The sequence below is a fragment of the Aneurinibacillus terranovensis DSM 18919 genome (assembly GCF_000430625.1).
Taxonomy (GTDB): Bacteria; Bacillota; Bacilli; order Aneurinibacillales; family Aneurinibacillaceae; genus Aneurinibacillus_B; species Aneurinibacillus_B terranovensis.
In genome coordinates this window covers 119,112-137,273 of sequence record NZ_AUMJ01000004.1, presented here as the reverse complement: position 1 = coordinate 137,273, position 18,162 = coordinate 119,112, and the positions used below count along the sequence as shown (strand labels likewise).

Sequence of the window (18,162 nt, the reverse complement as noted above, 5' to 3'; positions counted from 1 at the left end):
CCTTTCTATTTCACCAAAGATACGATTTTTTGTGCGCCGTCAGCCATAGATTCTGCAGCCACGAGATTTAGACCAGACCCTCTTAAAATTTGCTTGCCAAGTTCAACGTTCGTTCCTTCGAGACGAACAACGAGTGGGCGGTCTAGCTTGACCTGTCTTGCGGCCTCAACTACACCGCTTGCAATGACGTCGCACTTCATAATTCCGCCAAAGATGTTGATAAAAATGCCTTTTACATTTTCATCGGAAAGGATAAGTTTGAAGGCTGCCGTTACTTTCTCAGCTGTCGCACCGCCGCCTACATCAAGGAAGTTAGCAGGGTCGCCGCCGTAGTGTTTGATAATATCCATCGTTGCCATAGCAAGTCCGGCCCCGTTAACCATACAACCGATATTTCCCTCCAGGGCGATATAGTTCAGGTCATACTTGGAAGCTTCAATTTCTTTCGGATCTTCTTCATCAAGGTCACGCAATTCAAGAATCTCAGGATGACGATAAAGAGCGTTTGAATCAAAATTAAGTTTGGCATCAAGCGCCATAACATTGCCGTCACCGGTTACTACAAGCGGATTGATTTCCGCAATCGAGCAATCTTTATCAACAAAAGCTTGATAAAGAGCCGTCATAAACTTCGCCGCTTTGTTGATGAGTTTCTTTGGAATATTAATGGAGAATGCAAGATTGCGCGCCTGGAACGCTTGCAGCCCTACCGCAGGATCAACGACTTCCTTAAAGATTTTTTCCGGCGTTTTCTCCGCTACTTCTTCAATTTCCGTACCGCCTTCTTCGGAAGCCATCATCACGACACGGTTTGTTTTACGGTCAACGACAAGACCTACATAATACTCTTTTTTAATATCGCAGCCCTCTTCAATAAGCAGGCGTTTTACTTCTTTACCTTCGGGACCTGTTTGGTGGGTAACAAGCACTTTACCAAGGAGTTCCTGGGCATATGTACGTACTTCATCAAGATTTTTAGCGATTTTTACACCGCCTGCTTTTCCGCGGCCCCCCGCGTGAATTTGTGCTTTTACAACATATACGTTGGAATTTAATGTTTTGGCGGCTTCTACCGCTTCATCCACTGTAAAAGCTACTTTTCCATTCGGCACAGCAACGCCGTACTGCTTAAGTATCTCTTTACCTTGATACTCATGGATATTCATTCTCCATCCTCCTAACCGAATTTTCCATAAAATAACGCACAAAATGCTTACAAAGAAAACTTGGCTAACGCCAAGCAAAACTAAAATTGTAAGCCTATGCGCATACAAGTATAGCTTATTCGCCAAAGTTCAGCAAATACCTTCTGCGTTTTGTGAATTTTCGAACTCAATTTGTTTTCCTATTTACGTGAATGTTTCATTTTTCTTCACAAAATACGACAATTTTTTTACATTTATTTACAATATTATGCTATATTCGAAGAAAGAGGTGATTTTTATGTTCGCCCGGGTCTTTAGTGCAACTGTTTACGGCATTGAAGGAATTATTGTGGAAGTAGAAGTGGATATCTCAAATGGACTGCCGGCTTTTGAAGTTAGCGGGCTGGCCGCGTCTTCCGTACGGGAAGCAAGAGATCGGGTGAAAGCAGCCATTAAAAATAGCGGATTTACCTTTCCGATGCAGCGTATCACAATCAATCTGGCGCCTGCAGACGTAAGGAAAGAAGGTTCCATGCTTGATTGTGCAATGGCATTAGGAATTTTATTGGCAAGCAACCAGATTGAAAGAAAAGCGTATTTTGACAACTGGTTGTTTCTCGGAGAGTTATCACTCGAAGGAAAATTACGTCCGATCCACGGCGTATTGCCAATGATACTATCGGCAAAAAAACAGGAATTTGCTGGAGTTTTTATTCCAGCGGATTGCCCTGAAGATGCCGAAAGGACACGCCTGCCTATCGTCCGATCCCATTCGCTTGCAGATTGTATCCTCCAGCGCAATACGCAGGCACACATCTACCGGGGTGAGCAGACTCCTGTTTTTTCCCAAACGGTATCACCCTATGAGGATTGCTATAGCGATGTGAAAGGCCACCGCCGTATTAAACGGGCGCTGCAAGTTTCTGCTGCAGGATTTCACCACGTGCTCATGGTTGGTCCTCCTGGTACGGGAAAGACGATGCTGGCGAAACGAATGCAAACCATCCTCCCGCCTCTTGAGGAAGACCAATCACTGGAAGTGGACACGATTTACAGTACATGCGGATTACTCCCTGACAGACATGGGAGAGAATTCTCTCCCCCATATCGGGCTCCCCATTCTTCCAGCACAATTATCGGACTCACAGGAGGCGGAGCCAATCCAAAACCGGGAGAGATGAGCCTTGCCCATCACGGGATACTATTTCTCGACGAAATGGCTGAATTCCCACGCGCTCTTCTTGAGATTATGCGGCAGCCGCTTGAAGACGGAAAAATTTCCATTGTCCGAAACGGAACGAAACTTGTATTCCCCTGTCATTTTCTGCTCGTTTGCGCGTTAAATCCGTGCCCGTGTGGAAGCTATGGCTTTGAAAACCAATCGTATGTATGTACATGTACCACTTCCCAGATTAAGCGCTACCGGAAGAAAATATCGGCTCCGCTCATTGACAGAATTGATGTACAGGTTGAAGTTCCACGCGTTGCCATCGATGATCTCGCACAAGACAAAGAGTTAACATCGGCTGTCATGCAAAAGCAGGTAATACAGGCTCAAAACATGCAAAAGGATAGGTATCGAAACTCTCCTTTCCGCTACAATTCAGACCTGAAAGGGCGCTGGATCGAGCATTACGTGTCCCTTAGTTCCGCAACCCGCAGATGGCTGTCCTCTATCTATCATAGGCTTGGGTTCAGCCATCGCTCCTATGACAAAATTATCAAACTGGCTCGCACTATTGCCGACCTGGAAGGGGATGAACTCGTCAGCGAATATCATCTTTCGGAAGCACTGCAATATCGCAGCCTTGATCAGCATTATTGGAACGATTAAATTTTTCGACAAAATTCTCTGTGGATAACAATATTAACATCGATAGTGCGCATGACACATAGGGTGGCGTACATACCCCCTTCTAATTCACAAGTTATTAACAGAGTGTTGTGGATAACGGAACGCTTGTTCTCCTTCAAGAACAGTGTTACAATATGGAAAACAATACGATAGGAGGGGGTCATACGTGGAATTACTCTCAGATAACGCGTTATTGGAAGCCTACTTTAAAGCGCTCCAACTTAACCTTGAGACTGATTTTATCGTTTTATTACGGGATGAGATTAAAAGAAGAAACCTCTTCCCCATCCAAAACCAATACAATTAAACAGATGCGATTTTCATATAATGGACTGCCTTTCCCCTGAGCTTTCTTTCTCGTAGGGAGAAGCAGTCCTTTTACCTTATAGGGGGATGATGCAGCTTTTCTGTATACCCCGAACACGGGTGTCACATAGCTGCAGACGGACATATACGAACATAGACGTACATAGACGTACATAAAAAAAACTGTTGATGGCCCACCAACAGCTTTCTAAATAGAGGAGGTTTGACGTCGAGCATACTTCATCGTATGACTGTCCCGCCAGATTCGCTTGGACATACGCCCGGATAATGCATAGAAAAAAGAAGGGATACAGATGGCAGCCTTCGTTACACTGATGCGTGTGAGCAAGTTATACTTTCCTATCCGTTTATACGCTTAGAAAGCGGAGACAAGATGCAAAATCTCCTGGGTACCACCCGAATACGTGATGACCACCACATCAAACCGTGCGCTCATGCCGGAATGCGCACCGTGCTGCCGTATATACTCCATCGCCGTTCTTCGTATTTTTTGCCGCTTATGGGAGGTAATCGCTTCCAGGCCGTGTCCGTACAAAGTTGTTTTCCTTGTTTTCACTTCTACGAAAACGAGTTGCCCGCCGTCAAGCATGATCAAATCAATTTCACCGGTTCGTGTGCGAAAATTTGCCTTTTGAAATTGATAGCCGAGACCTTCAAGAAAAGAACGGGCTATCTCTTCTCCCTGTTTCCCAAGTATTTTTCTCTTTTTGTCCTTCTCGCTACCCGCGCTGTCCATCGTCCGTTTTCCCCCGCCGATCCGTCTGGTATACAAAAGCAAGAATTTCAGCAACTACCTGGTACAGTTCCGCCGGAATTTGCTCATTCAGCTCAAGCTTTCCAAGAACTTCGACAAGGGAAGGGTCCTCCTGAATCGGAACGTGGTGCTCCCTTGCCTTTTCAAGGATACTGTCAGCTATTAAGCCCTTTCCTTTCGCTACAACAACCGGGGCGTCCGCTTGCCCGGGATCATAACGAAGGGCTACCGCTTCTTTTCGGCGGTTTGTATGCGAACGGTTCATATCCGCACATCCACTCCTTTGTAGTCCGTCAGGCTGGAGGGGTATTTTCCTCCCACCGCTCCCGCCCGCGTTCCTGTGTGGTTTTTCTCATCCGGGAGCGGAGCTACACTGATACCGGATAACCGGTATCCCTGTGCAGACAATTTTTGCTCAAGTTCAGAGCGGGTGCTTTGGATGAGTGCGCTCAGCCACGGTTGGTTGTTAAATACGCGTACCATAAGTATTTTATTGACAATCGATACATCAAGCATGGTATCACCCAAATTCTGCATTGATAAATAGAAAAACAACCGGCAGTTCTCCGGATCAACCGCTCCCTGTCCTTTTTTGCGCGATTCAATGGTAATGACCGCGTTGTGTTCCCGGTCTCCAGGCAGTGGAAATTGCAGCATATACTGGACAAAAGCCGATTCATTTGTCCCCGCAAGCATAAGCTGCTGTCCGGTCACTTGCTGGAGGACGGTTTGGAGCTGATCGCGTATTCCTTCAGTAAGAGACGCTGCATTCGGATGCTGCAAAATGTGGAGAACGGCAGACTTTATATTTTCCAGCTGCTTCCCGTCTGGTGAAACCGCCTGCCCTCCTTCGTTGGACTGCAGCACATTATGTTCGTAATCGACTCCCAATCGGAAAAAAAACTCCTGAATGGCATGTTTGATTCTACCTGTTTCGGCGTCTTCGGGTAAAACCGCCTGCCTGTGTCCGGGAGACACTAAAACATCTGCAGCCTTTTCCATATTGTGATCAGGTGAACCCTCTGTTTTACCCGTACCCATGTCATTTTGCAGCATCAGGAGATTCGACGTGCTGTTCGCTTTTGTACCGACCGGGTTCACATCACCGGAGGAATTAGGAAAGGTTCCCTGTTCGGGCAGGGCTGACTGACCTGCACGGTTTCCTTCCAGTTCAGACAAAGGTTCGCTGTATATGGAAATCAGTGATTTTATTTCACGCAATTGGGTTTGGAACTTTTGCAATTGATCTTTTAGTTGAGGGTCAGGCGATTCGCCGGGCAATGTTAAGAGGGAATGGATCTCTTCGCTCAGCCCACTCATCATGTCGGTAAGATTAACATTGGCGTTAAACGTCCGCAATGCTTGAATCGTTTCCCGGGTTAACGGAAGCCCCTTTCTAACCGCCATTATGGCTGCGTCCAACGTGTCTTTATCCGATCCGATTTGCTCTGCAAGCCCCTGAAACTGCCGGATATCGTTTTGCTGCAGCGGAATCTTTTCCTCCACAAGCTTTTGAATGAAAAACAGACTTTCATCGTTTATTTTTGATCCCATCGCTCTGGCAAGCCCTTCAATGCTCGGATCGGAAGCCTGATTTGCCGTTCCGGGTTGCGGAATGATTTTAAGTGTCACAGGTCCTGTGCCTGGCTGAACCTGGAGCCATGTTTTTTGCCCGAGTTCGAGCGGAGTCTCCAACTTGGCCGTCACCGTTAAACTCCCAAGCTGCACTGTTGCCAGATTGTCAGGGAATAGTTTCAACACCGTTCCCCGAAAAATTTGGCCTGGCCGCAATTCAATCTGGGAAACGCCGGCGAAAGGAATATTTTTTAAAATAGACGTCAACATTGAATTTTGCAGCAATGGGAACGCTCCTTTTTTTCAGGTATGCCCGTTCGTTTAGCCGTTCTCTATGACCCGATGATTATGTTTCACCTGCGGGCTGTAGGACACCGGCAAAACTGCGCCGGTGAATCGGGGATGGCCCAAGAACTTTCAGTGCATCCAGATGTTCGGCTGTGCCGTACCCCATATTCCTGGAAAATCCATATCCGGGGTAAACTTGATCATACTCGGCCATCATCCGGTCTCTTTCTACTTTTGCAATAATGGAAGCGGCAGCAATCGAAATGCTTTTCGCATCTCCGCCAATAATAGGAATTTGCCGCATCGGAACGCCGGGAATGGTCACGGCGTCGTTTAATAAAACAGTGGGTGCTACAGGCAGATTATGGACCGCGGATGACATTGCCCGGAGCGTTGCCTGATAAATATTAATCGTATCAATCAGATGGTGGTCGCTGATGCCGACTGAAACGGCAATCGCGTTCTCCCGGATTTGCTTATACAATTCCTCCCTCTTAGCGGGGGAAACCTTCTTTGAATCATTAAGGCCGGGCAAATAAATCGTTTCCGGCAAAATGACAGCAGCCGTCACAACCGGTCCGGCAAGGGGGCCTCTTCCTACCTCATCCACACCTGCAATATAGCTGTGTCCCCGGCTCCATAACCCGCGTTCATACGCGCTCATTTCATGCCACAAAGTATATAACTGTTCCGTTTTTTCCTTTTTACGAAGCCATAATTTATAAGCGGCCTCTACCCCACTCCGGGTATCCGCCTGGATTTGTTTCTCAAGTTCGGCGGAAATCCCCTCGCAGCTGAGCAAGTAATCCTTTATTTCTTTTATCGACATCTTATGTATATTCATTGATATTTCCCCTCTACTTCGTTGTAGGCGAAGAGAAAAATAAAGGCGCACGGTATTTTCCGTACGCTCATTGTATCACTTTTTGTGTCCATTTTTTACGTTTTACGCTTAATAAGGCGTAATCTCATCCATGCTCACCCGGGCCATATCTAGGGTAAACGAATCATCCGGGTGCTCTATGCTGATGCGGGCAATCTTGCCGCTTCTTGCTTCACGGATGATAAGTTCGGCAACTTTGTCGTAGTCCACGTTTCCCCCGCCGATAATGCATCCTCGTTTACGCCCGACTTCATCAAGAATCGCAATCTTGCTATCAGGCAATTCTTCAAGCTGATAGCGGGCTTTAAACGCATCTGGATAATACATGCGCAAGTAGGCGACAAGAAATAGAGCCACTTCCTGAAAATCAATAATTTCGTCCTTAATTGCCCCGCTGGCGGCAAGCCGTAATCCGACGAGCGGATCTTCGAATTTTGGCCAGAGGATACCAGGAGTGTCGAGCAGCTCAAGCGTTTTGCCGACCTTTACCCACTGCTGTGCTTTTGTTACGGCGGGCCTGTCCCCGGTTTGCGCCACTTTACGCCCGGCCAGCCGATTCATCAGCGACGATTTGCCGACATTGGGAATCCCAAGGATCATCGCCCGTATCGCCCGGTCCTGCATCCCCTTAGCCCGCCGTTTCTCCATCATTTCTTCCACAAGCGACTGGCATTCCTGGGGAAGAGCGTTGACACCTCTGCCGGAAAGCGCATCGATCGGTATGGCTTTTATCCCCTGTTTGGCAAAATACCGAATCCACTGCTGCGTTACCTGGTCATCCGCCAGGTCCGCTTTATTTAACAGGATAAGACGAGGCTTACCCGACACAATTTCGTCAATCATCGGATTGCGGCTCGATACAGGCAACCGTGCATCCAGAAGCTCTATCACGACATCGATTAACTTGAGTTTCTCTGTGACCTGCCGGCGCGCTTTGGCCATATGACCGGGAAACCATTGAATCGTCATACGCCTTCACCCTTTCATAAAAAAAATGTAAATTTGTTGAACGGCCAAATAATAATGTCTGCCCGGCCCACAACACTGCTCACACGTACGGGGCCAATCATGCGGCTGTCCGTGCTGTTGCCCCGGTTATCCCCCATGACAAACATCTCACCCTGCGGAACGGTCACCGGACCGAAATCATCGGTTAAAGCCATCCCCTGCGCTGCAGCCTGTTCTCTGGATTTTTTTAAATAGGGTTCATCCTTGGGCCTGTTGTTTATGTAAAGGGTATCATTTCGAACTTGAACCGTCTGTCCGGCCGTGGCGATCACTCGTTTTATGTAGTCCTTATCCTTTGTCGCGTGAAAGACAACAATATCACCCGGTTTCGGTTCTTTAATAGAATAAATCAGCTTGTTGACGATGAGCCGCTCCCCGTTTTCCAGCGTCGGTTTCATAGAAGAACCGTCTACTAAAAATGGGGCAAACAAAAAAGTGCGAATAAGCAGGGCAAGAATTAGAGCGACGATCAACGCTTTGACCCATTCCCACGTCTCATTTTTTTGCTTCTTTTGTTTGCGGGCCGGATAGGACGCGTTTTCGGCCATGGCATTTCCTCCTTACTGTAGGAAATGTAATTATTTTACCCTTAATGCTTATTTTATATATCCATACGAGTCAGGGATATGATAGCGGGCTTTCCTATACGCCAAAAAAGAGGCTTGTAAAGACAAGCCTCTTTTTTCGTAATTAACGACGAATTTCTTTGATACGAGCGGCTTTACCAACACGATCGCGCAGGTAGTAAAGTTTCGCACGGCGAACTTTACCGTGACGTACCACTTCGACTTTATCAATCTTTGGAGAATGGAGCGGGAACGTACGTTCAACCCCTACCCCGTAAGAAATCTTACGGACAGTAAATGTTTCGCTGATTCCGCCGCCGCGGCGCTTAATAACAACGCCTTCAAACACCTGGATACGCTCGCGCTGACCCTCGATAACTTTAACATGGACACGTACTGTATCACCAGGACGGAAATCAGGAAGATTTGTTTTCATGTTCCCTTGTGTAATTTCACGAATAATATTTTGCATTATGAATTCCTCCTTCCACCAGATGTTCATTCCGTATGAGAAGTGCCAACACCTCTGATAGGAAGCGGACCATCTTAATCAGGGCATAATTTGCCCACAAGCAGTATCATATCACAGCCATCTATCATTTACAACTTTTCTTTTATTTCTTCTTTTATTTCCGTAAGCAATTTTTCCACATCGCCTGTTAGCGGCAGCTGATCGAGCAAATCAGGGCGCCGTTCCAGCGTACGGCGGAGGGATTCCTTCAGCCGCCACTTTTCAATATTTCCGTGGTGGCCCGACAGTAAAATATCGGGCACACAAAGGCCGCGAAATTCGGCAGGTCGGGTATAGTGCGGGTATTCCAGCAGCCCTGTGCTGTAAGAGTCTGTCACGGCCGACTGTTCGTTGCCGAGCGCACCTTTTTGCAGGCGGACAATACTGTCAATAATAACCATGGCCGGAAGCTCACCACCTGTCAGCACATAGTCGCCAATTGAAATTTCATCCGTTACAAGGTGGGTACGAATCCGTTCATCGTATCCTTCATAGTGGCCGCAAATAAAAATCAGATGATCTTCTTGCGCCAGTTCTTCCGCAATCTGCTGGTTGTACCGCTTTCCCTGCGGACATAAAAGGATGACGCGCGGCCGGTTGGCGGATGGCGGTAAAGGCTCGTTTTCGCCCACTGTTCCGGAGGATTCAAACGTGGCAGGCGTATCTCCCTCAGCACCCGCTTCCTCCTCCACGCCTGTGAGGGCTTCCACAGCCCGAAAAATCGGTTCGGGCTTTAACACCATCCCCCCACCCCCGCCATACGGTGTATCGTCAACCTGGCCGTGCTTATTGTCGGCAAAGTCTCTGAAATTAACGACGCGAAACCCGACCAGTTCTTTTTCCACTGCTTTTCCAATGATGCTGGATGAAAGGACCCCGGTGAACATTTCGGGAAACAATGTAAGAATGTCAATTTTCATACGTATACTCCTGTATTAAAGTAGGCCCGGCAGCACGTGAATGGTCACTTTTTTATTGGCTACGTCGATTCCTTTTACAACATCCTCAATATAAGGGATAAGAATATCCTTCCCGCTGTTCGGTTTAACCACCCATACGTCATTCGCGCCGGGCTGAAGAATGTCTGTAACGATACCAAGTCGCTGTCCCTCTTCCGTCAACACTTCACAGCCGATAATATCCTGGAAATAAAATTCACCTTCCGGAAGGGGCTCACGGTTTTCCTCTGCTACTTTCAGCACGCCGCCTTTAAACTTTTCTACTTCACCAATGTTCGTGTAACCTTCGAAGGATAAAATGTAAAAATTTTTATGCTGGCGCGCGCCTGTAACTGTGAGAGGGAGCGGCTCTTTCAGCTCCGGGTGAAACAGGAAAAGCACCTGCCCCGCGCTGTACCGCTTCTCCGGAAAATCCGTTTCCGAGATCACCCGCACTTCCCCTCTGATTCCCTGAGTGTTGACCAGCTTACCTACCGTATAAAAATTAGGCATTCGCATGGCCTCCTTCCCTGATTTCTTTCACAACACCGTCGAACAGCACAATTTCACATCCGTGCATAAGCGCCTCCCAGGGATCGCCCACCTTTACTTCGACATCGCTGTCTACCGTTGTATATAAAATTTCACTCCCAAGCGGCAAATTATTCAATTGCTCGAGTTGAAATTCAATCTGCGAGATCTTTTCCTTCCGTGCCGCCTGCTCTTTCCGGATGCGCTGCTGCACCAGTTCCTGTGCCTCGTGGCCTCGCCGCTGGGCTTCTGCCAGCAGCTTCTTAGACTGAAAGTTCAACTGCTCAAGTTCAAGTGCGTAACGTTTTTGCAAGGTTGAAAATTCATCTCGTATTTGCTGCCTTGACGTATCCGTTATGATCACTTTAACCTTTACCTGCCTCTTTATTGTAAGCATTTCGCATTCCCCCTGATCCCATATTCCGTAAAGATACCCTTTCTTATGCTGAACGGAAGAAAAAGCTGGGAATGTCCCTCCCAGCTTTTCCTACCCTCAACTATATGATTTCAACCGTAACCTTTTGATTGTGCTTAAGTGCCATAGCATGCACAACAGTACGAAGCGATTTAGCAATCCGCCCCTGTTTGCCAATAACTTTACCCATATCATCAGGATGAACCGATAATTGATAAACCGTCGCACGATCTCGGGTAACTTCTTTTACGGAAACTGCATCGGGATAGTCAACAAGAGCCTTGGCAATCACTTCAATTAACGATTTCACAGCAGGCCTCCCGAATCTAATGGATTACTTCTGATTTTTCGCTTCGTGGAACTTTTTCATGATGCCAACTTTGCTGAACAGGTTGCGCACGGTATCAGTAGGTTGGGCACCAGTCGTTAACCATTTCATCGCTTTTTCCTCATCCAGGGAAACCTGAGCCGGCTGCGCTACAGGATTGTATGTTCCGATTTCTTCAATAAAACGTCCGTCACGAGGTGCACGGGAATCTGCCACCACTACACGATAAAATGGGGCTTTCTTTGCACCCATGCGCTTTAAACGAATTTTAACTGCCATTACTATTACCTCCATGTTGTATTTTGCACATAGTTTTTTACTTATAACAAAGTCTCTGAAACAGAAAACTTGTGTTAGAACTTCTCATACAAATGCTAAGGCATAAAAGGGAATTTAAATCCCCCGCCTTTTTTCTTGGCTTTGTCCGTCATTTTGGTAAATTGCTTCATCATCTTGCGCATGTCTTCAAACTGCTTGATAAGGCGGTTTACTTCCTGCACGGACGTGCCGCTGCCTTTGGCAATCCGCTTGCGGCGGCTTGCATTTATCATCTCAGGCTTGAGCTTTTCTTCCCGGGTCATGGAGCGTACAATCGCTTCCACCCGCCCCAGCGCGCTTTCATCAACTTTAACATCTTTCATGCCCTTTAATTTGTTCATGCCGGGCATCATACTCAGCAATTCATTAAGCGGGCCCATCTTGCGGACCTGTTCCATCTGGGTAAGGAAGTCTTCAAACGTAAATTCGGCTTTGCGGAATTTACGTTCCAATTCTTTCGCCTGTTCTGCATCAACATCAATCTGCGCTTTTTCAATCAGGGTCAGTACGTCACCCATCCCGAGAATCCGGCTAGCCATCCGATCAGGATAAAAAGGTTCGAGCGCATCCATTTTCTCCCCCATCCCGACAAACTTAATGGGTGTACCGGTAACGGATTTGACGGAAAGCGCCGCCCCGCCTTTGGTGTCCCCATCCAGCTTCGTCAGAATAACCCCGCTTAAGGCAAGCTGCTGATTGAAGCTTTCTGCGACATTGACGGCATCCTGCCCGGTCATGGCGTCAACGACGAGCATGATTTCTTCCGGCCTGGCGACCTCTTTAATCTGCTGCAGTTCATTCATGAGCGCTTCATCGATGTGGAGTCGACCTGCCGTATCGATGAGCACATAGTCAAGGTGCTCGGCTTTCGCATGCTCAATCGCCGCTCTCGCAATTTCTACCGGGCTTACCTCGTTACCCATCGAAAAAACAGGAATATCGAGCTGGCTTCCCAGAACCTGCAACTGTTTGATGGCTGCCGGACGGTACACGTCACAAGCGACCAAAAGAGGCTTACGGTTCTGCTTGCCACGCAGGTAGTTCGCAAGCTTGCCTGTAGTCGTCGTTTTACCGGCACCCTGCAGCCCGACCATCATCACAACCGTCGGCGGACGAGTGGACACCGCAATCTTGCTCTGTCCACCGCCCATTAGCTCGGTTAATTCGTCATTTACGACTTTAATAACCTGCTGCCCCGGCGTAAGGCTTTTTAACACTTCCTGACCGATCGCGCGCTCTTTGACGCGATTGACGAAATCTTTAACAACTTTGAAATTAACATCCGCTTCGAGAAGGGCGAGCCGCACCTCACGCATCGCTTTGGTGACGTCCTCTTCGGTTACCTTCCCCTTGCCGCGGAGCTTGTCAAAGGTGGATTGCAGTCGGCTGGCTAAGCTTTCAAATGCCATGATCCGCCTCCTAATCAATATCCATTTCTAATTCATAAAGCTCTCGCAAAAGCGCATGGGCTTTGGAATGGTGATGTCCCAGTTCTTTCTGCAGCTCGGCCATCAATTGGCGGCGTTTTTCGTGGCGGGATAACAACCCGAGGCTGTCTTCATACTGTTCCATCTGTTTTTCTACCCGCTTGACCTGGTCAAACACGGCCTGACGGCTTACATTCTGCAGCTCGGCAATCTCGCCGAGCGACAGGTCTTCATGGTAGTACATTTCGAAATAATGCCGCTGCTTTTCCTTGAGAAGCTTACCGTACAAATCAAACAACAGCAGAAGCCTGTTTCGGCTTTCTTCTTCGAGCATGGGCTTGCGTCCCCCATGTGAAAGATTTGGTTGTAAAGCATAATTCCTTTACAGGAATTAATCATACAAAATTGAGCGAGCGCTGTCAAGAAATTTATCTTTACTTTGCAGTATCTTTTTCAATCGAATCGGCAAACAGGGCATGGACGAACTGCTCAGCGTCGAATGGCTGGAGGTCGTCCATTTTCTCGCCAAGGCCGACGAATTTAACGGGAATATGCAGTTCATTTCGAATCGCAATGACAATCCCGCCTTTAGCGGTTCCATCGAGCTTGGTTAGAACGATCCCCGAAATATTCGTGGATTCGCCAAATGCTTTTGCCTGGCTGAGCGCATTTTGCCCGGTCGTACCATCAAGGACAAGAAGCGTCTCGTGCGGAGCGCCGGGAATCTCCCGCTCGATAATTCGGTTGATTTTGGCAAGTTCCTCCATCAAATTCGCTTTGTTCTGCAGGCGTCCCGCCGTATCACATAGAAGTATGTCCGCATTCTTTTTACGTGCCGCATGGATGCCGTCAAAAATCACGGCAGCGGGGTCCGATCCCTGGTGCTGCTTGACCACATCCACACCGACGCGCTGGCCCCACACTTCAAGCTGTTCAATTGCGCCCGCTCTAAATGTATCACCCGCCGCCAGCACAACCTTTTTCCCCTGATTTTTAAAGAGGTGGGCCATCTTCCCGATCGTCGTCGTTTTACCGACTCCGTTCACGCCCACAAAAAGAATCACATTCATTCGGCCATCTTCAATGTTAAGGGAGATGTCTTCGTCTTTCTCCTGCAGGAGGCCGACAAGTTTTTCAGACAGCACCGGCTGAAGCTCGGCAGCGTTCTCGATTTTGCGCTTGCGGGCCTCATTGCGCAGTTCATCGACAAGCTGCAGCACGGTATTGACCCCAACATCGGCGCTGATCAGGATTTCCTCTAGTTCTTCGTAGAATTCCTCGTCAATTCGTTTATACCGGCGCACGAGATCCTCCACTTTTTCAAAGGCCCCGCGCGTTTTTGTCAAGCCTTGTTTAAATTTCGCGGTTACCGATTCAGCCTGACCCGAAATCTTTTCCTTTAATTTTTTAAAGAAACTCATCAGTTTGCCCCTTTCTTCTATGAAACCATTGTCTGGTCTTCCAACCGAACGGAAACCAGTTTCGACACTCCGGACTCCTGCATGGTTACACCATACAGCACATCGGCCCCTTCCATCGTTCCCTTGCGGTGTGTAACGACGATAAACTGGGTATTTTCACAGAACTCACGCAAATATTCCGCGAACCGGGTAACGTTCGCGTCATCGAGCGCCGCTTCCACTTCATCAAGGACGCAGAACGGGACAGGTTTGACATGTAAAATAGAGAAAAGCAAGGCGATGGCGGTCAGCGCTTTTTCTCCTCCGGAAAGAAGAGCCAGATACTGCAGCTTTTTGCCGGGCGGCTGAGCCACAATATCAATGCCGGTCTCAAGCAAATTATCGGGATTTGACAGTTTAAGGTCCGCACGTCCCCCGCCGAAAAGCTTGGCGAATACTGTGCCAAAATGTTCCCGAATCGCCTCAAACGTTTCAAGGAAACGCCGGGACATTTCTTCCTCGATGTCTTTAATGACACCATAGAGCGTAGTTTTTGCCTCGCTTAAATCAATATGCTGCGCTTCAAGGAATAACTGGCGCTCATGCAGCCGTTCGTATTCTTCAATCGCCCCGAGATTGACGGTGCCAAGCTCAGCGATCTCAGCTTTCAGCGATTTGACAACCTGCTCCGCCTCTTCCATATTTTCCGGTTGTTCAAATGTTGTTTTTGCCATTTCATAGCTGAGTTCATATTCATCGCGCAGTTTGTGAAGCAAATTATCGAGTTCAACGTCAAAACGTTCCACCTTCACCTCGGTCTTGTGCAGCCGCTCTTCAATTTGTTTCAGTTCGCGGCGCTTTTCTTTTCTGGCCTGTTCATGGACCTCGATTCGCTGGTATACGTCCTGGCGTTTCTGGCGCTGATCCTGAATATGTAATGTGTATTGTTCTTTTCGGGCACGAAGCTCCCGTATTTCGGCATCCAGCTTTTCCTCCTCTTCATCGCTGTTCGCCCCGTGCGAATCAAGCATGAGGATCTGCCTTGTCGTTTGTTCTACTTCCTGCGTGATCTGGCGCAATTCGGCGGTCAGGCGTTCCCATTCCTTTTTATGCGCTTCATGCTGTTCCCTGAGAGTTGCTGCCTGAACCTTCAAATTGGTAATCAGACTATTTAACTCTTCCCTGCTCGTTTCTTTCTCCCGCCGGCTGCGCTCGGCCGCTTCGATTTCCTGCTGTTTTTCCTGTTCGGCGATCGCGAGTTCTTCCAATTCTTCTTCGATTCTCGCAATCCTGTGCTGTGCCTGAGCGTTCTCCTTGTCGAGAACCGCCTGATCCTGCTGGAAAAACTCCCAGCGATCCGCAATGCTTTTCTCTTTGGCATCCAGTTCCCGCATGTGCCCCTTTAATTCCTGTTCGTTTATACGAAGCTGTTCGCCTTCCTTGCGAAGCTGTTCGAGTTTTTCCTCCCACTTCGCCTGCTCGTCGGAGAGCGCCTCCAGCTTGTGGTACCATTCCGCATTCGACTTCTTCTGCTCCCGGATGGCTTCCTCTAATTGTTCCAGCTCCCGCTGGCGGCCAAGCAAATGGTTCGTCTTCTGCTGCAGCGATCCCCCGCTCATAGAGCCACCTGGATTCACCACATCTCCTTCCAGCGTAACAATGCGATACCGGTACTGGAACTGTCGGGCGACTTTATTCGCTTCTTCCAGGCTCGTCGTGACGATCACATGGCCAAGCATATTCTCAATGATGCTCCGGTACCGGGGAGCCACTTCCACAAGTTCAGCTGCGACACCGACTACACCCGGCTCATGCTCCAACCGTCCTCTTTCCGCGGGCTGCAGCTGCCGGGGCTTTATCACGTCAAGCGGAAGGAAGGTAGCCCGTCCTGCACGATTTTGTTTCAGAAAAGCAATCGCCTGTCTGCCCACCGCTTCATCGCGGACGACAACATGCTGTAACGCACCGCCCAGCGCGGTTTCAATCGCGGTTTCAAAACGCTTTTCCACGGTGATAAGTTCGGCAACCGCGCCTTCAATCCCCTCAAACCCACGTGTCCGCGCTTTAAGGACTTCTTTTACACCCTGCATAAAGCCTGAAAAATCCGCCTGCACCTCTTTTAAAACATCGTAGCGGGAAAGAAGATTGTTGAGCTTTTGTTCACCCGTTCGCAGCGCTTCAAGCCAGCGGGTTTTCTGTTCGGCGCTTTCTTTTTGCTTTGCTGCCTGTTCTTTGAATAAAAGAAGACCAGCGGCAAGCTTCTCTGAAATGATTTTCAATTCTGCTTCAAGCTGTTCGCGCTGTGTGGAAAGCCGCTGTTTTTCCTCGATCAGCTGCTGGTTATTTTCTTCAAGCCGCTGCCACTTGCCTCGGGTAGTTTCGATGATTTGCTGGTAATGGCGGAGGTCATTGCGCATGGATGCCATCTGGTTCAAAATTTCAATATAGTCACCTTTCAGCCGATCCACGTCCCCGTCTGAAAAAGCGGTAAAATTCACATACCGTTTTTGTTCCAGCGCAAGTTCCTTTTCAAGCTCGGCAAGCGCTTCCCTTGCGTTCTCAACATTCCGTTCACACACCTCTAACTGCCTGCGCAGGTCCTCCTGTCTTTCCTGCAGTGCGATTGCTTTATTTCGTGACTCCTGCTTATTTTTGCTGTTATTGCGGAGCCGCTCACGGAGAACCTCCCGCAACCCTTCCTTCCGTTCGGCATCTTCCGTTACATCGAGCAGCCGCTGCTGAAGCTCTTCAAGCACCTGGTCCTGCTCACTCGCATGGTGGCGCAAATCCACCATCTGCGCATCAAGCCCATTTACCTCAGCAGTGGACGCAACCTGCTCGTTTGTGAGTTCTTCCACCAGCGTTTTCATTTCATTCCACTGCAGGTGGAGCGTATCAAATTGTTTGACATACAGGCCTACTTCATTTTGCCTGAGCGCTTCTTTCAGTTCGATATAGCGTTTGGCTTTTTCCGCCTGCTCGGCGAGCGGGTCTATTTGATCTGTGATTTCGCTCATAATATCTTGAATGCGGACCAGATTTTGTTCGGTTTCATCGAGCTTTTTCACGGCTTCCCGTTTCCGTGCTTTGTATTTAACAATGCCCGCCGCTTCTTCGAATAACCCGCGCCTGTCTTCCGAACGTGTGCTCAGGATTTCTTCAATCCGGCCCTGTCCGATAACGGAATAAGCTTCTTTTCCGACTCCGGTATCCATAAACAGTTCAATGATGTCCCGCAGCCGGCAGCTCTGGCGGTTGATGTAATATTCACTATCACCGGAACGATAGACGCGCCGCGTCACGGTCACTTCTGAAAAATCAATCGTCAGCTTGTCATCGGAATTATCAAGTGTAAGCGATACTTCACAGTAATTGACAGCCTTTCGCGAATCGCTGCCGGAAAAAATAATGTCTTCCATTTTGGCTCCCCGCAGCGTTTTGGCGCTCTGCTCTCCGAGCACCCAGCGAATCGCATCGGATATATTGCTCTTCCCGCTGCCGTTCGGCCCCACTACCGCCGTAATTCCCGGCACAAATTCCAATTCGGTTCTATCGGCAAATGATTTAAAACCTGTTAGTTCGAGGCGCTTTAAGTACATCCATATGCCTCCTTTATTTTCTTGCGTCTTTGCAGTATACATTCGTTTGGGAAGGATGTCATTCCTGCAAGTGAACCAAACTCAGTTGTGGTAAAAAAAACGGTTATCCCGAGATGCATCGAATCCGTTTATTTTGCAGAATTTTCCCTTGCGGGGAAGCTTTCGGCGTCCGTGCTGTTCTTACGTTTGGGGACCGTCTCGAAACATCTCGGTGGGTAAATGGAATGGACGGATGTTTATTTTTTGCTTTTTTCCCGCTACCCAGTGCTTCTCCGAAGTTTGGGGATGTTTTTA

Annotated in this window: 19 protein-coding genes; 2 read left to right on the top strand and 17 right to left on the bottom strand. The window is 48.4% G+C overall.

Annotated elements, in window-relative coordinates; all coding sequences use genetic code 11:
- Positions 1-5: 5 nt before the first annotated feature.
- Positions 6-1,166 (bottom strand): ADP-forming succinate--CoA ligase subunit beta, encoded by a 1,161-nt coding sequence (gene sucC, locus H525_RS0100670; protein WP_027414582.1) that lies wholly within the window; start codon positions 1,164-1,166, stop codon positions 6-8.
- Positions 1,167-1,443: 277 nt separating this feature from the next.
- Between sucC and H525_RS0100665 the strand changes: the two genes are divergently transcribed.
- Together H525_RS0100665 and H525_RS25935 are read left to right on the top strand one after the other, a co-directional pair.
- A complete protein-coding gene (locus H525_RS0100665; RefSeq protein WP_027414581.1) occupies positions 1,444-2,979 on the top strand; it encodes a YifB family Mg chelatase-like AAA ATPase in 1,536 nt (511 codons plus the stop codon).
- A 187-nt stretch (positions 2,980-3,166) separates the two neighbouring features.
- Positions 3,167-3,307 carry a sporulation histidine kinase inhibitor Sda gene (locus tag H525_RS25935; protein ID WP_155837033.1) on the top strand — a complete coding sequence of 47 codons (141 nt, stop codon included), beginning with the start codon at positions 3,167-3,169 and terminating at the stop codon, positions 3,305-3,307.
- Between the two features lie 375 nt (positions 3,308-3,682).
- Here H525_RS25935 and H525_RS0100655 read toward each other — a convergent pair whose 3' ends face one another.
- From H525_RS0100655 to smc, 16 genes are all read right to left on the bottom strand, one after another.
- Complete coding sequence (locus H525_RS0100655; RefSeq protein WP_051330704.1) at positions 3,683-4,063, bottom strand: YraN family protein; 381 nt, start codon at positions 4,061-4,063, stop codon at positions 3,683-3,685.
- On the bottom strand, positions 4,047-4,346 hold the full coding sequence (locus H525_RS0100650; RefSeq protein WP_027414579.1) for an EscU/YscU/HrcU family type III secretion system export apparatus switch protein: 300 nt from the start codon (positions 4,344-4,346) through the stop codon (positions 4,047-4,049). The genes H525_RS0100655 and H525_RS0100650 overlap by 17 nt, the downstream gene beginning before the upstream one ends.
- Positions 4,343-5,941, bottom strand: a complete 1,599-nt coding sequence (locus H525_RS0100645) for a flagellar hook-length control protein FliK (protein ID WP_027414578.1) — start codon at positions 5,939-5,941, stop codon at positions 4,343-4,345. Before H525_RS0100645 ends, H525_RS0100650 begins: the two co-directional genes overlap by 4 nt.
- Positions 5,942-6,002: 61 nt before the next feature.
- Positions 6,003-6,788 (bottom strand): ribonuclease HII, encoded by a 786-nt coding sequence (locus H525_RS0100640; protein WP_035099481.1) that lies wholly within the window; start codon positions 6,786-6,788, stop codon positions 6,003-6,005.
- A 108-nt stretch (positions 6,789-6,896) separates the two neighbouring features.
- The gene (ylqF, locus tag H525_RS22355) at positions 6,897-7,796 is read right to left on the bottom strand and encodes a ribosome biogenesis GTPase YlqF (protein ID WP_051330703.1); all 900 of its coding nucleotides are present in this window, start codon (positions 7,794-7,796) and stop codon (positions 6,897-6,899) included.
- Positions 7,797-7,810: 14 nt separating this feature from the next.
- Complete coding sequence (gene lepB / locus H525_RS0100630) at positions 7,811-8,383, bottom strand: signal peptidase I (protein ID WP_027414576.1); 573 nt, start codon at positions 8,381-8,383, stop codon at positions 7,811-7,813.
- Positions 8,384-8,525: 142 nt separating this feature from the next.
- Positions 8,526-8,873 carry a 50S ribosomal protein L19 gene (gene rplS, locus H525_RS0100625; protein WP_027414575.1) on the bottom strand — a complete coding sequence of 116 codons (348 nt, stop codon included), beginning with the start codon at positions 8,871-8,873 and terminating at the stop codon, positions 8,526-8,528.
- Positions 8,874-9,001: 128 nt separating this feature from the next.
- Positions 9,002-9,832: a tRNA (guanosine(37)-N1)-methyltransferase TrmD gene (trmD, locus tag H525_RS0100620; protein ID WP_027414574.1), complete on the bottom strand. Its 831-nt coding sequence runs from the start codon at positions 9,830-9,832 to the stop codon at positions 9,002-9,004.
- A gap of 15 nt (positions 9,833-9,847) precedes the next feature.
- Positions 9,848-10,363: a ribosome maturation factor RimM gene (gene rimM / locus H525_RS0100615; protein WP_027414573.1), complete on the bottom strand. Its 516-nt coding sequence runs from the start codon at positions 10,361-10,363 to the stop codon at positions 9,848-9,850.
- Positions 10,356-10,778: a YlqD family protein gene (locus H525_RS0100610; RefSeq protein ID WP_027414572.1), complete on the bottom strand. Its 423-nt coding sequence runs from the start codon at positions 10,776-10,778 to the stop codon at positions 10,356-10,358. The genes rimM and H525_RS0100610 overlap by 8 nt, the downstream gene beginning before the upstream one ends.
- A 100-nt stretch (positions 10,779-10,878) precedes the next feature.
- A complete protein-coding gene (locus H525_RS0100605) occupies positions 10,879-11,106 on the bottom strand; it encodes a KH domain-containing protein (protein WP_027414571.1) in 228 nt (75 codons plus the stop codon).
- A 24-nt stretch (positions 11,107-11,130) separates the two neighbouring features.
- The gene (rpsP, locus tag H525_RS0100600; RefSeq protein WP_027414570.1) at positions 11,131-11,403 is read right to left on the bottom strand and encodes a 30S ribosomal protein S16; all 273 of its coding nucleotides are present in this window, start codon (positions 11,401-11,403) and stop codon (positions 11,131-11,133) included.
- Positions 11,404-11,498: 95 nt separating this feature from the next.
- A complete protein-coding gene (gene ffh, locus H525_RS0100595) occupies positions 11,499-12,851 on the bottom strand; it encodes a signal recognition particle protein (RefSeq protein ID WP_027414569.1) in 1,353 nt (450 codons plus the stop codon).
- Between the two features lie 10 nt (positions 12,852-12,861).
- Entirely contained in the window at positions 12,862-13,203 is a 342-nt protein-coding gene (gene ylxM, locus H525_RS0100590; RefSeq protein ID WP_027414568.1) for a YlxM family DNA-binding protein, read from the bottom strand.
- 100 nt (positions 13,204-13,303) lie between these two features.
- On the bottom strand, positions 13,304-14,290 hold the full coding sequence (ftsY, locus tag H525_RS0100585; RefSeq protein WP_027414567.1) for a signal recognition particle-docking protein FtsY: 987 nt from the start codon (positions 14,288-14,290) through the stop codon (positions 13,304-13,306).
- Positions 14,291-14,307: 17 nt separating this feature from the next.
- Positions 14,308-17,868, bottom strand: a complete 3,561-nt coding sequence (gene smc, locus H525_RS0100580; RefSeq protein ID WP_027414566.1) for a chromosome segregation protein SMC — start codon at positions 17,866-17,868, stop codon at positions 14,308-14,310.
- Positions 17,869-18,162 lie beyond the last annotated feature (294 nt).

Excerpts from the sequence above, each read along its gene's own strand:
- ffh (WP_027414569.1), bottom strand. The coding sequence starts at position 12,851 with ATGGCATTTGAAAGCTTAGCCAGCCGACTGCAATCCACCTTTGACAAG.
- H525_RS0100665 (WP_027414581.1), top strand. The coding sequence starts at position 1,444 with ATGTTCGCCCGGGTCTTTAGTGCAACTGTTTACGGCATTGAAGGAATT.
- trmD (WP_027414574.1), bottom strand. The coding sequence starts at position 9,832 with ATGAAAATTGACATTCTTACATTGTTTCCCGAAATGTTCACCGGGGTC.
- rimM (WP_027414573.1), bottom strand. The coding sequence starts at position 10,363 with ATGCCTAATTTTTATACGGTAGGTAAGCTGGTCAACACTCAGGGAATC.
- lepB (WP_027414576.1), bottom strand. The coding sequence starts at position 8,383 with ATGGCCGAAAACGCGTCCTATCCGGCCCGCAAACAAAAGAAGCAAAAA.
- ftsY (WP_027414567.1), bottom strand. The coding sequence starts at position 14,290 with ATGAGTTTCTTTAAAAAATTAAAGGAAAAGATTTCGGGTCAGGCTGAA.
- rplS (WP_027414575.1), bottom strand. The coding sequence starts at position 8,873 with ATGCAAAATATTATTCGTGAAATTACACAAGGGAACATGAAAACAAAT.
- H525_RS0100655 (WP_051330704.1), bottom strand. The coding sequence starts at position 4,063 with ATGGACAGCGCGGGTAGCGAGAAGGACAAAAAGAGAAAAATACTTGGG.
- H525_RS0100610 (WP_027414572.1), bottom strand. The coding sequence starts at position 10,778 with ATGCTTACAATAAAGAGGCAGGTAAAGGTTAAAGTGATCATAACGGAT.
- H525_RS0100640 (WP_035099481.1), bottom strand. The coding sequence starts at position 6,788 with ATGAATATACATAAGATGTCGATAAAAGAAATAAAGGATTACTTGCTC.
- rpsP (WP_027414570.1), bottom strand. The coding sequence starts at position 11,403 with ATGGCAGTTAAAATTCGTTTAAAGCGCATGGGTGCAAAGAAAGCCCCA.
- ylqF (WP_051330703.1), bottom strand. The coding sequence starts at position 7,796 with ATGACGATTCAATGGTTTCCCGGTCATATGGCCAAAGCGCGCCGGCAG.
- H525_RS0100650 (WP_027414579.1), bottom strand. The coding sequence starts at position 4,346 with ATGAACCGTTCGCATACAAACCGCCGAAAAGAAGCGGTAGCCCTTCGT.
- sucC (WP_027414582.1), bottom strand. The coding sequence starts at position 1,166 with ATGAATATCCATGAGTATCAAGGTAAAGAGATACTTAAGCAGTACGGC.
- smc (WP_027414566.1), bottom strand. The coding sequence starts at position 17,868 with ATGTACTTAAAGCGCCTCGAACTAACAGGTTTTAAATCATTTGCCGAT.
- ylxM (WP_027414568.1), bottom strand. The coding sequence starts at position 13,203 with ATGCTCGAAGAAGAAAGCCGAAACAGGCTTCTGCTGTTGTTTGATTTG.